Here is a 13,464-nt window from a genome sequence, read left to right as displayed (position 1 = left end):
CAATCTGATTCCATGAGAAGACACCGGTCGCCGGAGACTTTGTCCCCGGTCTGCGCTGCAGATATTTAGAGCATGGAATACGCCCGATCCAGGGGCATGCGTCTCGGGGATAATGGCATCTCCACCCGGTGCAAGCCGGCCTTAGATTCAGCGATACTGTTGCACCAGCTGATCTTGACCCGAGGGTCGATGTTACGTCGATCCTCAGCGAAGGATCAGCATCATGGCCCATACAACGGCCCCCCTGCCCGCGACTCAGCTCGCTGAGTACTCAGACGACGACCCCCAGCTCGATCTCCTGCAGATCTCTGAGACGCGTCTGCCTGACGGCACCCGTCGCTTCGGCTCCCACGCGACCATCCGTCGCCTCGTGATCGAGGGCGTCCTCCCTCACGAGCTGGCGCCGAACTCCCGCCGCTACCTGGTGCGGCTGTCGTCTCTCGAAACGCTGGAGCGCTCTCGCGGCACCGGCCCCGAGGCCGAGCTCGCCGAGCTTGAGCTCGCGGCAAACCGCGTGCTCAACAGTCTCGGACCCCTCTCCGACGAGCAGGTCGAGCGTATCGCCGACCGCTTGAAGGGGGTGCGCTGAGATGACCGAGCAGACTATGCCCGCCAAGTCGGGAGCACCGCCAGAAAAAGAAGAAGCCCCCCACCGTGAGGTAGAGGGGACTTCCGAAGCGTTTGGCGGCGCTGAGATCAATACTACAGGAACCGAGGCGTTCCTGCCACCTCTCGCTGCCGTGTTCTCCTTGTATTCGAGCAAGGGCAGCGGCGCCAGCGGCACGCTCAACGCGATCGTCCAGGGCGAGGCCGTCGTGTACCTCTTGGAGGAGCGCAAGAACGCCCAGGCCCGCGGCACTGTATCCAGCCCGCTCTTCATCGAGGACCAGCTCCTCGCAAGGATCAACAAAGCGCTGAAGCTGGAGAACGCTCGGCGCACCGTGAACGTCAGCCCTCGGGCGGACGCGAACGAGAAGAACCAGATCCCGCTGCTCAAGAGGCTCCCTCCTCACGTCATCGGCCTCGTGCTCCTCGCGCTGCATCACGTCGTCAAGATCAAGCCGACCACGGGCGGCGACGAGGACACGGATCTCTTGGCGATCTACGTCCCCGAGGGCGACGACGCCGGCCTGTACTCGGGCTCCATGTCGGAGCTGAGCCGCGCGGCGCGCCTCTACGACAGCAGCATCAGCACGCGCGAGCTGGCGGAGGTCAGGCAGTTCCTGCAGGAGCAGGCGCCCCGGGTGAAGCAGAGCACCGACAAGGACCTCGTGCCCGTCGCGAATGGGGTGTGGCACTATACCCGCCGCGAGTTGCTGCCGTTCTCCCCGGCGATGGTCTTCACGCAGAAGGCTGGCACGCCGCTCGACCTCTCGGCGACGAACCCCGTGATCACTCGTGCCGATGGCACGACGTGGGACGTAGAGAGCTGGACCGAGGGTCTCTTCGACGACCCCGCGCTGGTGAGCCTTCTCTGGCAGGTCCGCGGCGCCCTGGTGCGCCCGAACGTGCGCTGGAACAAGTCGGCGTGGTTCTTCAGCACGAAGGGCAACAACGGCAAGGGTACCGAGTGCGAGCTGGAGCGCGCGCTCGTCGGCGAGGGCCGCTTCGCGAGCCTGCCGCTCGACGAGATGGGCAAGGACTTCATGCTGGAGTCGCTGCTGTCGGCCATGGCGGTCATCGTCGACGAGAACAACGTCGGCGTCTTCCTCGACAAGGTCGCGAACCTCAAGGCGGTCATCACGAACGACGTGCTGCACGTTAACCGCAAGGGCCTGCGTGTGATCACGTTCCAGTTCCGGGGCTTCATGGTCCAGTGCCTGAACGAGTTCCCGCGGTTCAAGGACAAGTCTGATTCCCTCTACCGCCGGCAGCTGTTCGTGCCCTTCACGAAGCACTTCGAGGTGGGCGAGGATAAGAGCATCAAGGCAGACTACGTGCAGCGTCCCGAGGTGCTGCGCTACGTGCTGAAGAAGGTCCTCGTGGACCTGCCGCCCTACTACGAGCTCGTGGCTCCTCAGGCGTCGCTGGAGCTGCTGGAGCAGTCGAAGCTGCGCAACGACCCGGTGCGGGAGTTCTGGGACGAGTTCCAGGACGAGTTCGTCTGGGACCTGCTGCCCGCGAACTTCCTGTACGACCTCTTCAAAGCCTGGGTCGCAAAGGCGAACCCCTCGGGAAAGCCGATGGGCCGCCGGACGTTCCTTGACGACCTGGAGCGGATCGTCGAGGGCTCGGAGTCCTGGTACAAGCCCGAGGAGAAGACCGCGACCTCCAAGCGCATGGCGTCGTCGGAGCCGCTCGTCGCCGTGTACGCGCTTGAGGACTGGTACAACTCCAGCTACACGGGGAAGGATCCGGCCCGGCTGGGAGTGCCGAACAACCTCCCGGCGAACTTCCGCTGGTGCCTGCGCCGCGTCGAGGCGCCTGCGCTGCTGCCCTTCGGGAACGGCGACGAGAGCGCCGACGGCTGAGCGCCGGCACAGACCACGAGATCAGAGAACGAGAGAAAGAGAGAAACACCATGAACAACATCTACAGCTATTCCGATCTTGTCAGCGAGGCTGATCGTCTCGTGTTCATCGCCGAGGACGATATTGAGGACTCCCCCGCTAAGGCGCAGTTCATGGTGCTGCGGGCCCAGGCCCTCTCGACCCTCGCGCTCGCCGAGCAGCAGCGGCTCGCGAACGTGATCGCGTTCGCCTCCGCGATGTCGAATCGTGACGCTCGGCGCTACCTGCAGGAGCCCGCGATGATCCACTGGGCCGCCGACAGTCTTGACCCGGCGATCCGCCCTTCGTTCAGGGACGGGCTGGGGCTCGGGACCTTCCGACCCGACCTCGGAGACACTGGGCCCGAAGCCACGCCCTCCGCTCCCGCTGCGGGCGCTGCTGCGTCTCCTGCCGCAGCCGACGACCGCGACGACGTCCCCTCCGACGGCCTCCCGCGGGAGAGCTTCGAGGACGCCAGCACGGGCTACGAGGCACCTGCGCTGCTGCCGTTCGATGACGAGGGCGCCTCTGGCCTCGTCATGGGCCCTGTGCGCACCGGGGCGGGCCAGCGCCTCGTGCCCGAGAGCGCTGCCACGGCTCCCGCGTCCCCGTCCTCCGCTCCCGTTGCGGACGAGAACTGAGACCGACCAGACCATCTACCTGAAGGAGAGACAACACCATGAGCATTGACTACGCGGCGCTGGACGCCGCAGACGACGAGACGATCGACGAGCAGGAGGACGACTTCATGCCGCAGGAGGCTGTGCCTGCCCAGCCGGCTGCGCCTGCTGCTGCTCCCGCCGCTGCGCCCAGGAAGCGCGCGAGCAAGCGTGCCCTCACCGAGGACGAGCGCCTGGAGCGCGCTCTGGCTCAGGTCGAGACCCTGCGGGCCAGGGTGACCGCGAAGCGCGAGGAGCGCCGCTCCAGGCTCGTCGAGGACCTGTACCGCAAGCACAACATCGTCGAGGAGCCGGGAGACCTCGGCGAGGCGAAGCGGATCTCCGAGCTCAGGCGGGCGCTCGGGCTGTGAGCGGCGCCTGCTGCTCGACCAGCGTGAAAACAGAGACCCCCGAGGCATCGCGCCTCGGGGGTCTCTGCTTTGTCCGTGATTCTCACTCGTCGCCAGGCATGGGCTCCGCTGCGTCGTAGATCGCCTGCAGCTCCGGGTCGGCGAAGAGCGGCTCTGAGTGGTGGTCGTCCTGCTCGCTCTGATCGCCCTGCATGGGAGCAGCCGACAGCATCGCTCTCGGCTTGAAGAAGCGGCACTCGCGAGGGCACTGTTCTCGGGGAGTGACCCCGTGATGCGCCAGGATGAGCCGGTCTGCTTCCTCGCTGGTGATCTCGCCGCGGATCTTGCGGCGGACGATCTCGCGCGCGACGGGATCAGTGATTGCGTGTCCAGCAGCGCCGAGGACGCCGTCGGCGGCGGCGAGGCGGGCTTCGACCTCCGCCTCTGTTATCGGGGTCGCGGGAGCGCTGCTGCTCTCGTCGTCCTCGGCCATGGCGCGGTCTCCTCTCTTGTCGTTTCGTGCAATGCACCAGTGCCTGTACTGCGACGCTGTGCTGTGCTTGCTGGCACCAGCAAGCACAGCACACGCCTCATGCTCCGGGGGTACTCAGTACATGGATCGTCGGCTGCGGCTCCAGGTGGCGCGCCTTCCTCGCGCGCTGCTCGTCGAACGAGACGCGCACGATCCCTGAGGGGTTGTCCTCGGTCTCCTCCGGGAAGAAGATGTTCTCTTCCGGGACTATGGCGAAGCGGGCCTCGAACTCGCGGCTCGTCGTGATGCCGTCGGCCCGTCGCTCGCGCAGCACTGCGTGCTTCTCGACGCTGATTCCTGGGCGCGCCCCCGAGGGGTCGCCCTCCGAGCCGTGCACGAGCATCAGCGTGTTGACACCGCGGTGGCTGTGCCTCTCGTGCCTGCGCGGGTCGTTGCGGGTGATCCAGCCGCTGCGGGTGCGCTTCGCGTAGCCGCGAGGGCCGTTGATCCCTCGCAGGTGCGCCAGCGCCGCCTGGATGGCGTGCGACTTGTCGTAGCCGATCAGCAGGAGCTGCCGGGAGCCACGATTGTCCGTGTAGCTGAGGTCGTAGACCGTCGCCGAGGAGACGACGGCCCAGTCGGGGCTTGCTGCTTTGCCGTCGGGGGTCTTGCTGGTTTTAGTCATGGTGCTCTTTTCTCTCTGTGCTTGGTGTTGCTGTTCTTCTGTGCGCGCGATGCGCCCGTCACCGTCCCCTCCGCTCCCGCTGCGGGGCCGGAATGAGCCCCGAAGGACCACGCTGCTTCTTTCGTGACGGGTCAGGAGGACCACGCAGCGGCTCCGCTCCCGCTTCGCCGCCAAGGTGTCAGGACGTGGTCCTCGGGCTTTGTTTCGTGGTGGTCCTCGTGGTGGTCCTCGCAGAGCGCTCTTGCGGCTGTTTTGGTCGCTCTTCTGCCCGCCCCTCTCTGCTGCCGCTCCGAGGGGCAAATCTCATCGGTCGTAGCGGGCTGAGTCTCAGTGCGCGAGCCAGAGCCGCCAGACGAGGCCGGCGAGCAGTCCCGGGACGCAGGCGAGGACGAGCGCCCCTGCTACCAGCAGCGGCGTCCTCGCTCGCCCACGGCTCTTCTGTTGTCCCTCTGGGCCCGAATGGGTGCCGTACTTCTCCTTCGCCCGCTCGATCAGCTCGTCGAGGGTCGCTGTGCCATTGATGTACTCCTCGTCCTCGGCGAGTTCCTCCTCGTCGGGGTAGAACCCGTCGAGAGCATGGCTGCCGCGCACTATTCGTACCGCCCGGCGCCTCCGCTCCCGCTCCGTCGCCGAGAGAGGCGGAGTGTTCTCGTCGCTCATGAGCGGCCCTCCTGCTCGTTGTCTTGGTCGTCGATCCGCGTCCCCTGGGAGGGGCTCACGAGCAGATCCGCATGCGGGCCGGTCAGTCCCCGTTGCTCCACATGAACTCGCCCGTCTCGTGGCTGATGCCGCAGGCGTCCCAGTCGAGGTCGTCGATCGTGATCGGCATGTCTTCGGGCTCGATCTCAGGCGCCACCGAGATGGGCGGGGTGTCCTTGCTGCTCATGAGAAGTCCTCCTGCTCGTTGTACTGGTCGTCGAGGGCCGCGTCGATGTCGAAGCCGACAGAGCCGTAGAGCGGGTGCCCGACCGGGTAGGTGATCGAGTAGTTCCGCCCCTGGCTGATCGCGATCGCGCGGCCGGGCTGGTGCGCGGGCGGTGATGGTTGGGCGGGCAGAGCGTCGTCTGGTTCGCTCATGAAGCTGCCTCGTCGTAAGTCTCATCGTCGATGCTGTCGGGCGCGAAGCCAGCGATCTGGTCGCGCAGCGCGAACGTCGCCTCGATCTGCGCGCGGAGCAGCAGTGCGATCTCCTCCTGCGTGTCGGGTGCGTAGTTTGTCTGCTGCAGCAGATCGCGAGCCTTTATGGAGTGGGGGTTCGCGTCGAGCTCGGGGTGCCAGAGGATGCGGTAGCTCTCGTCCCCAGGGCCTCCTGTCTCCCATTGCTCTTTGATGATCTCGTTGGCTGCGGCTATTGCCTCCGCGCGCGTGAGGTACGGACCGTAGTGGTCGAAGCTGATGTTTTCGGTTAGGTACGGTTCGACGTACCAGTGCCCCCTCCGCTCCCGCTCCGGGGCTTCTGCTGCGCGTCGATCTTCGGCCTGCGCGGCGGCAACGCGCTTGATCTCGGCGCGTGTCGGGGGCCGCATGTTCGCGCGTCTCGCGCACTCCTCGTAGACTTCGTCGTCGTGCTGGCCCTGCTCGGGCTCTTCGTACAGATGCGCGCGGTAGCTGGGGTGCCTGCGCATCGTCGCTTCGCGGGTGTGGGCGCTGTTCGTCCGGTTGCTCGTGCTGGTGCTCATGTGGGTGTCTCCTCGTGGTGTCGTACCTCCCGTACGGGTGGTGCTGCTGGCGTGTGCTGCGTGGGTGCGCGTGCGTGCTCACACCCTTCTCACATCCCCACCCGGCGGGGGCTATGCCCCCGCACGACGGGAGGTCCCCTCCCTCGTGCGGGGTGGTGGTCTGCGTCGGTCAGCGGGTACCGCAGGGCGATCGCAGAGCACCGCGCGAGCGTCACGCGTGACGCGAGACAGCGTGCGTTCTGCAGCACCCGTGTCAGGGTGCGCAGACGTGCGCTGCTCAGCGAGCCGCGACGTGCAACGCACGGTGCGGCGAGCGTGTCATGACGAGCCGCGAGGGTCGGCATGACCACGTCGCGATCGAGGAACCGTACAGGTTCCGAGAGCGCGAGGTGAGCAGGTGGTCGAGGAGGGCGCAGCCCTCCCGCAAGCAAAGGAAGTGGATGTCGAGCGTGAGCGAGACAGACACGACCGGCCTGACTGTTGAGTTCGAGCGCAGCGAAGAACGTAAACGGTCAGGTTGCTTGCCAGTGCTTAGTCACCTAAAATGGAGCCCCGAGGCGCCTGCGTACGAAGTAGCAGGCGTCCGGGGTGACAGTGCAGGTGACTAAGGACTCGGAGGGCGCAGGCGATGAACGAAGAGAAGAGCAAAGAGCGCCCGACGTTTGGCGAGGATGTCGCAGCGGCAGCGCAGGCGTCCGACACCGCTCAGGCGGGCCCGAGCGGAGCGAAGGGTGCGCCTGCCGACGCGCGCAGCGCGGCGACCAGTGCAGCTCGCGAGGTCGTCGCCGTCAGGCTGTCGACCGAGGAGCTCGCGGCTCTCGACGAGGTGCGCGAGCAGCTCGGAGGGAGCCGTTCCGACGCGTTGCGCGCGTCGGTGACGAGTGTGCACGAGGCGCTCGCCTCGGGCTCGGTGGATAAAGTCGACGACGTGCTCGCGAAGCGCATGTCGCACCGCCGCAGCGTCGCTTTGCACGAGGACTCTGCTGCTCTCGTGGCGCTGCGCGAGTCGCTGCAGGACGTGTCGAAGCGCTACGCCGAGCAGACGTTCCAGCTGCAGCGCATCGGCAACAACTGGAACCAGATAGTGAAGCTCGCTAACAGCGGCGAGGCTGTGCCGGTCGACGCCGTGAACCGCGTCGGGCGCGTGCTTGAGGAGCTCCTGAAGGCGATGCAGCGTGATGCGCAGCGCGACTCCAGCGTGCAGTACCGCGCGCTAAAGGGGGTGAGCTGACATGCCTGTTATCGTCGTGAGCTCGACGGAGGTGGCGGCGCGTCTGGCGCGCTACACGGTGAAACCGAAGCCCGGGCAGACCGCTGCTGATCGCGTGCTGCATGTCGCGGGCAACTACTGCCGCCCGGAAACAGTGGCAGTCGACTTCGCGGTGACGCGCAGGCGCTTCGGCACGCAGGGCGCTGTGCGTACCTCGCCGTCCCGCTACGCGCTGCCCGAGGCTGGCGAAGTGGCGACGCACGTGCGCGTCACGCGCCCCAACGGCCGCCGCGTCTGGCGCGAGGCCCGCGACGGCGAGACGGCGACGCACGTCTGTCATCCCGGTGCCCTCGTGCGCCAGGCCGAGGCGCGGCACCTGATCATCTCGTTCGGCCCTGACGAGGTGAACCCCAACGACCCGGATCAGGTGGCGTATGCGTTCGCGTTCGTCAACGACATGATGCGCACGGACTACCCCGGCGAGCAGTTCATGGCGACCGGGCAGGCCGACGGCAAAGGCGGCGCGTTCCACGTGCACGTGGTGCGGAACGCTACTCTGTTTGCCGACCAGGTGGTCGACGGCAGGCTCTACCAGGCGGGCTCGAAGCTCGCTGGCGGCCTGACCGACATCGACGCGATGCGCGACCGGGCTGACCGATTCCTGGCCGAGCACGGTGCGCAGTACGGCCTGGGGCCGCAGCGCTTGCCCTCTACTGCCGAGCGTAAGCGCGAGAAGCGCAGCAGCCGCGACCGGCGCATGGCGAAGCAGGGCGGTAAATCTAATCACGACATCATCCGCGACGCGTTCGAGGCAGCGATGGACGACCCCCGCGCGGTGGACCTGGACGGCTTCACAGATGCCATGGCAGAACGCGATGTGTTCGTATACGAGCGGATAACGCGCGCAGGCACGCCCCGCGAGAAGCGGGCGCTGTCGTACCGGCTCCCTGGTATGCCGCAGAACGTCCGCGGCACGACCCTGGGCGACCACTACGCGCACGAGAGCGCCATGGAGCAGCTCGCCAGCAATGCTGCTGGGCTCCAGCGTGAGAAGCGCCCTGAGCGAGTGCAGGCGGGTCGCCCTCGCCCTGCTGACGTACCGACGCCTGCTGAGCTCGCAGAGATGCGCAGCGATGTCCTGGCGTTTGCCCGTGACGAGCAGCTTGACCGTATGGAGGAGGAGTTCTCTGCTGCCCTTGTCGTGGACGAGCACCTCGCCGGCGAGGCTTATGATTCTGGCGACCACGAGACGGTATTGCGGCTCGCGGCCGAGCTCAGGGCTGATCCTGCGGGCTGGCGGAAACGCCTGGAAGACGAGGAGAAACGAGCCGCTGCACGGCAGGCTCAGGCAGATGCTGCAGCTGACGCCCGCAACGCCGAGCGCGCTGCCCGGCTGGCAGCAGAACAGGCTGCAGAACAGGCCGCGCTCGATGCGGCGGCCGAGGCTCTCAGCCGGCCTCATCGCGAGCGCCTCGCCGAGGTGGGAGTAGCGCAGGCCGAGCACAACGAGGCCGTGAAGGCCGGTATCGCGGCGGCACTGGCTGAGCGCGAGGCGCGTCTCGCTGCGGACGCTGTTCCCCTCGTAACCGAGGAAGAAACGAGCGATGCTCGGCCTGTGGACTCCGCTCCCACTGCGTCCCCGGAGGGAGGCGAGCAGAGCGAGGAGAGCGCAGAGGACGACCGTGGTCTCCTTGCTCTCTCCGACGAGGAGATCGACGAGAAGCTCGATGCCTACGCGCCTGTTGCGAGCCCCTCCGCTCCCGCTGCGGTGCCGGCGGCTGCGCCTGTTACGCCCGATCTGACCCGGAAGAGGCCTGTCAGCTCTCGCGTGCAGGCTGTGCTGGACGCGCTGCCGGAGTTCGAGCGGGGTGCGCTGCTCGCCCTCTCCCGGGGGCACAGGATCGACGACCGCACCGTGCCGAGGGGCATCGGCGACAAGTTCCTGCGCGACCACGGTGGGAGCATGAACCCGCTCGTATATGAGCAGATGATGCTCCGTGAGAAGAAGAAGCGCACCGCCGACTGGCTGCACGGGCTCGGGCGCTACGACGCACGCGACGCCCTGCGCGACCAGAAGTCGCGCGGGATATACGAGATGGTCGCAGAGGACGAGCCTGTGCTTCTTGACGGCCCCCGGGAGGACGAGGAGCAATACGAGTAGAGGCTCGTGCCAACCTCGGTCATTTCGCTGTGATCGTGACCGAGGTTGGCACAAGGTGTCTCTGCCTCACGCCAACCTCGGTTGCACCTCGGTCAGAAGCTGGTCGAAGCTCGGTTGAGGCTCGGTTACTTACCGGTGTTTTCGACCTCGTGTCAACCTCGGTTGAAACTCGCGCAGACCTCGGTTATTTCTCGGTCAGAAGCCGGTCGAAGCTCCGTCGACACTCGGTCGAGACTCGGTGCAAACTCGTGCCAACCTCGGGTGGTCATTTCTCGGTCAAAACTCGGGTGAATCTCGCGCCAAGCTCAGTCGTATCTCGTGCCAACCTCGGTGATTTTCCCGAGGCGTGAAACCTCGGTCGTAGCACGGTCAAGAGCGTGTTGAAACTCGGTGCTTGCTCGGTCATTTCTCGGGTTAGATGACGTCGAATCTCGGTTAAAAGTCGGTCGAAGTTCGGTGCTTTCTCGGGTACTTCTCGGTTTGCGTGGTCCTCAGTGTGGTCCTCCGAGGGGTCAGAAGCATGGTCCTCCGGGGTCGCAGCGAGCGGTCGCGAGATACCCGCCGATCTCGATCTGGTCCTCTTGGTCCGGGGCTCTTCGGGGCGAGTGGTCCTCCTCGGAGGGAGGGTGCTCGGCAGCTCTTGTCGGTGGAATCGCGGAACAAAGGAAGCGTTGAGACGCCCGAGCCCGAGACGAGCTGCTTACGCCAAGATTGATCACATGGTCTATCTCGTAATCCCTTTTTCACTCGTCTCAGTAGCGCTCGTCTATGTACCCGTCGCAATGCTCGTGAAGGGGAAGCTGCAGGAGTACCTCTCCAAGGGGCCAATGCGGAACCCCTGGGCGAGGTTCGCTCTGCTGCTCCTGGTGCTCGGTGGCCTCGCCTGGTTCGTGCAGTGGGCGGTGACTGAGCAAATGAAGGACGCCTGGGAAGCTGCGGTGCTGTGGTGCACGGCTGTTCTTGTGATCTTGTCCGTGGCAGCGAATGCTCCGATACCCAGCGATCCCGATGAATCGACGCCTGACGAGCCGGCAGAAGACAATCAGCGCCCGTTCTGGGACTGGACAGAGCGCGTCAACGCAAAGTCGTTCGTCACAGCCCTGGCCGCGGTGCTCGGCGCAATGAGCCTCGGCCTCTGGTTCGTCTGATCCTGCAAGAGCGATCAAGACCCCGCAGCGTGATGCTGCGGGGTCTCTCGTGATGCTCGGCTCAGCAGCTCGGGACGATCGCCACGGAGGCGTAGGATCCCGGCTCGACGGGGCTGTGGTACTTCCCGGTGATGAAGCCACCGTCGGGCTGCACGTCCTCCGGCGCGAAGCACCATGCGAGGCGCTGGCCCTCGTGGTCGACGAGCTCGAACGCCATCGGCAGACGGGCCCTGCCGTCGGTGCCCTGCAGGCTGTCTACTGCTTCTGGCGAGACTGCGCCTGCTACTGAGACCGTGACGACGCTGCTCACGATCCCCGGCTCCTCACTGACGTACAGCGACGCGAGCTCGGGCGCTGCGCTGTCTTGCTGGACGTAGTCGGCCTCCGGGATCTCCGCGCGGGAGTCGACGTCTATGCTCGTCAGCTCAGCCGAGGCCGCCACCGGCACACATGAAGGGTCGGCATAGCGCGTGGCGGCTGCAAGGAACTCGGTGCTGACCTCGACGCGCTGCCCGGGCCCAAGGAAGCGCTCGACGTGCTCGTAGACACCGCAGACGACGCCTGAGGCGTCGCTGTACTCCAGCGCGAGCGTCGCGGACTCCCAGTGCTCGTCGCTGGTGTTGGCGAACGCTGTCGCGATGCGGACGCCCTCGCCGCCCTGATACATGATGAGCTGCCCGGGGTCGACGATGCTGTTGTCGGCCGTTGGCACACGGAGGTCGTCTGAGCTGTAGACGGTGCTCGTCATTCCCCCGATGGCGCCGAACAGCATCGGGACGAGCATCGAGACCCTGAAGAATGACAACACGAACAGCGCCGCCGTGGCGATGAGGCCGCCGAGCGTGAGGCCGGTGCCACCAACCTTGTGGATTATGAAGGAGGCGATGACGAGCCCCAGCGCGATCAGGAAACCGACAGGGTCGAAGATGATGGCGATGTTGTCTTCGGACATCTTGGCCTTGGCGTCATCCACGGAGAGCCCCTCATAGCCGAAGGCGTTGCCGATGCCGAGGATCTCCCAGGCGGCCCAGCACAGCACGGCCATGCTGAGTACGCCGGTGACGACGTCGTGTGTGTCGAACCGGCGCCGCTTGGGGCGCTGGCTTTGCCCCTGCTGCCGCAGGTGCTGCATCAGCGGGTGGTCGGGTGGCAGCCCAGGAGGCGGCGTTCTGGACATGCTCTGGGCTGCGCTCAGTCAGCGATCCAGTTGCCGTCGGTGTCGCGGACGAACCCGTCGACCTCGCTGCTGGTCACGGTGATGGTGCCCGACTTCATGATGGAGAGCTTCACCTCGGCGAGCGTCTCGACATCGCCGCCCGCGAGGACGGGGAATGTGAACACCGTGCCCCCGTCGTCCGCGGGTGATGCCGCGCAGGAGTCGACGATCGTGAGCAGCCGATTGTCCGACGTGATGTAGCTTCCCGGCTCGGGGGCCGCCTCGTCGAGCTCGGACGCGGGGCTCGCCGAGGAAAGCACAGACCATACCGCCTTAGGCTGGTACTCGGCGGCGAGGTACGCCTCGTACGCCTCGGGCAGGTCCTGGAGGAAGTAGGAGTCCGCAGTGTCGATGAACTTCTCGATCTGTTCCATGCTGGGGCGGTCCTGGAAGACGAGGCTCGTGTCGCCGGTCTCGTTGATGTAGTCGGCGATGAGGTTGGTCGCGTGATCCTGGAGGCGGCTCTCTTCACCTTCGCGCCACTCGTCCTCGGTCTTCGTGGGCTTCGTCAGGACGACCTCGCCCTCGCCCGCGTAGGTGATCGACAGGTCGACCGCGCAGTACTTCGCGCCGTCGAGCTCGCGCGGGGTGAGTACAGCCTCCGTGACTAGCGGCTCGGCGTCGCCGCCGAGGGCGCTGAAGAGGCCTTCGGGCAGGCGGATCAGCAGCTCGCCGCTGTCGGAGCCGTAGCGCGGCGTCTGGAACTCGAAGACGCCCTGTTCGGGCGCTGCGTCGTTGCCGGCTGCGCTGCTGCCCTGTCCACCGCCCGAGCATCCGGTGAGCACGAGCAGGACTGCGAGCAGCGCTGCCCCGGTCGCGACGGTCTTCTTCACTGCCTTCATGGCGACGGTCCTCCTGTGTTGGTCTGCGTGTCGCCAGCAGGTCGGGCCGTTGGGGGCTGGAGTCATCCGGTGCGGGCGAGGCGCCGGGCGGTGGTTCCCGTCTCTGCTCGGGCAGTATTTCTGCTCGTCTACGAGTCAATCTTAGCAGAAATAGGGTATTGACGTACCCTCGCGCAGCAGTGAAATCACCGATGGACTTGAATGTTATGTCCGACCCAGCAGCAGAGATCCTGAAGCAGATCCTCGCTTCCAATCTCCGCTCGTACCGCAAGGGGCGCGGCATCAGCCAGAGCGCGCTGGCGCACGAGCTGGAGCTCGACACGAGGTACTACTCCGGGATAGAGCGCGGCGAGTGGAACCTGACGTTCGAGACTGTGGGCAACATCGCGGACCGCCTCGGGCTGCACCCGCTCGACCTCATCACGGGGCACGAGCCGCCGCCCGAGGACGACGAGTAGCCGCTGCGCCCCCGCAGTGCGTCGAGCGCGCCTACGGCGCGGCTCTCGTAGCAAGTAGCAATACTCCTTCTTTAGGTAGTGGCTCGGGAGAAAGA

The 13,464-nt window shown here is 66.1% G+C and carries 16 protein-coding genes; 8 read left to right on the top strand and 8 right to left on the bottom strand.

Features of this window, described 5'->3' with window-relative positions; all coding sequences use genetic code 11:
• The first annotated feature begins 223 nt into the window (after positions 1–223).
• From D3226_RS06005 to D3226_RS05990, 4 genes are read left to right on the top strand one after another with little or no spacing between them, the layout of a single operon-like run.
• The gene (locus D3226_RS06005) at positions 224–589 is read left to right on the top strand and encodes a hypothetical protein (RefSeq protein ID WP_202381431.1); all 366 of its coding nucleotides are present in this window, start codon (positions 224–226) and stop codon (positions 587–589) included.
• A gap of 1 nt (position 590) precedes the next feature.
• On the top strand, positions 591–2,471 hold the full coding sequence (locus D3226_RS06000; protein WP_202381430.1) for a DNA primase family protein: 1,881 nt from the start codon (positions 591–593) through the stop codon (positions 2,469–2,471).
• Between the two features lie 50 nt (positions 2,472–2,521).
• A complete protein-coding gene (locus D3226_RS05995) occupies positions 2,522–3,130 on the top strand; it encodes a hypothetical protein (RefSeq protein ID WP_202381429.1) in 609 nt (202 codons plus the stop codon).
• A 38-nt stretch (positions 3,131–3,168) separates the two neighbouring features.
• The gene (locus D3226_RS05990) at positions 3,169–3,519 is read left to right on the top strand and encodes a hypothetical protein (RefSeq protein ID WP_202381428.1); all 351 of its coding nucleotides are present in this window, start codon (positions 3,169–3,171) and stop codon (positions 3,517–3,519) included.
• Positions 3,520–3,601: 82 nt separating this feature from the next.
• On the opposite strand, the gene D3226_RS05985 is transcribed toward D3226_RS05990, so the two are convergent.
• The 6 genes from D3226_RS05985 to D3226_RS05960 all read right to left on the bottom strand — a co-directional run bounded on the left by D3226_RS05985 (position 3,602) and on the right by D3226_RS05960 (position 6,334).
• Entirely contained in the window at positions 3,602–3,991 is a 390-nt protein-coding gene (locus tag D3226_RS05985) for an antitoxin VbhA family protein (protein ID WP_202381427.1), read from the bottom strand.
• 97 nt (positions 3,992–4,088) lie between these two features.
• Entirely contained in the window at positions 4,089–4,655 is a 567-nt protein-coding gene (locus D3226_RS05980; RefSeq protein ID WP_202381426.1) for a hypothetical protein, read from the bottom strand.
• A 327-nt stretch (positions 4,656–4,982) separates the two neighbouring features.
• Positions 4,983–5,315, bottom strand: coding sequence for an antitoxin VbhA family protein (locus D3226_RS05975; protein ID WP_202381425.1), 333 nt, complete (start codon positions 5,313–5,315; stop codon positions 4,983–4,985).
• Between the two features lie 82 nt (positions 5,316–5,397).
• On the bottom strand, positions 5,398–5,541 hold the full coding sequence (locus D3226_RS05970) for a hypothetical protein (protein WP_202381424.1): 144 nt from the start codon (positions 5,539–5,541) through the stop codon (positions 5,398–5,400).
• Positions 5,538–5,732, bottom strand: coding sequence for a hypothetical protein (locus D3226_RS05965; protein WP_202381423.1), 195 nt, complete (start codon positions 5,730–5,732; stop codon positions 5,538–5,540). Before D3226_RS05965 ends, D3226_RS05970 begins: the two co-directional genes overlap by 4 nt.
• Positions 5,729–6,334 carry a hypothetical protein gene (locus D3226_RS05960; RefSeq protein WP_202381422.1) on the bottom strand — a complete coding sequence of 202 codons (606 nt, stop codon included), beginning with the start codon at positions 6,332–6,334 and terminating at the stop codon, positions 5,729–5,731. Before D3226_RS05960 ends, D3226_RS05965 begins: the two co-directional genes overlap by 4 nt.
• Positions 6,335–6,962: 628 nt before the next feature.
• Between D3226_RS05960 and D3226_RS05955 the strand changes: the two genes are divergently transcribed.
• The 3 genes from D3226_RS05955 to D3226_RS05945 all read left to right on the top strand — a co-directional run bounded on the left by D3226_RS05955 (position 6,963) and on the right by D3226_RS05945 (position 10,853).
• Entirely contained in the window at positions 6,963–7,565 is a 603-nt protein-coding gene (locus D3226_RS05955) for a MobC family plasmid mobilization relaxosome protein (protein ID WP_202381421.1), read from the top strand.
• Position 7,566: 1 nt separating this feature from the next.
• Complete coding sequence (locus D3226_RS05950; RefSeq protein ID WP_202381420.1) at positions 7,567–9,705, top strand: relaxase family protein; 2,139 nt, start codon at positions 7,567–7,569, stop codon at positions 9,703–9,705.
• A 719-nt stretch (positions 9,706–10,424) separates the two neighbouring features.
• On the top strand, positions 10,425–10,853 hold the full coding sequence (locus D3226_RS05945; protein WP_202381419.1) for a hypothetical protein: 429 nt from the start codon (positions 10,425–10,427) through the stop codon (positions 10,851–10,853).
• A gap of 61 nt (positions 10,854–10,914) precedes the next feature.
• On the opposite strand, the gene D3226_RS05940 is transcribed toward D3226_RS05945, so the two are convergent.
• Both D3226_RS05940 and D3226_RS05935 read right to left on the bottom strand, forming a co-directional pair.
• Complete coding sequence (locus tag D3226_RS05940; RefSeq protein ID WP_202381418.1) at positions 10,915–11,985, bottom strand: hypothetical protein; 1,071 nt, start codon at positions 11,983–11,985, stop codon at positions 10,915–10,917.
• A gap of 59 nt (positions 11,986–12,044) precedes the next feature.
• A complete protein-coding gene (locus D3226_RS05935) occupies positions 12,045–12,911 on the bottom strand; it encodes a hypothetical protein (protein ID WP_202381417.1) in 867 nt (288 codons plus the stop codon).
• Between the two features lie 206 nt (positions 12,912–13,117).
• Here D3226_RS05935 and D3226_RS05930 point away from each other — a divergent pair, with 206 nt between their 5' ends.
• Positions 13,118–13,369, top strand: a complete 252-nt coding sequence (locus D3226_RS05930; protein ID WP_202381416.1) for a helix-turn-helix domain-containing protein — start codon at positions 13,118–13,120, stop codon at positions 13,367–13,369.
• The last annotated feature ends 95 nt before the right edge of the window (positions 13,370–13,464 follow it).

Source organism: Leucobacter chromiireducens subsp. chromiireducens (assembly GCF_016758255.1).
Lineage (GTDB): Bacteria > Actinomycetota > Actinomycetes > Actinomycetales > Microbacteriaceae > Leucobacter > Leucobacter chromiireducens.
Note: the sequence above shows the minus strand (reverse complement) of the source record. Positions and strands in the feature narration are given on the sequence as shown.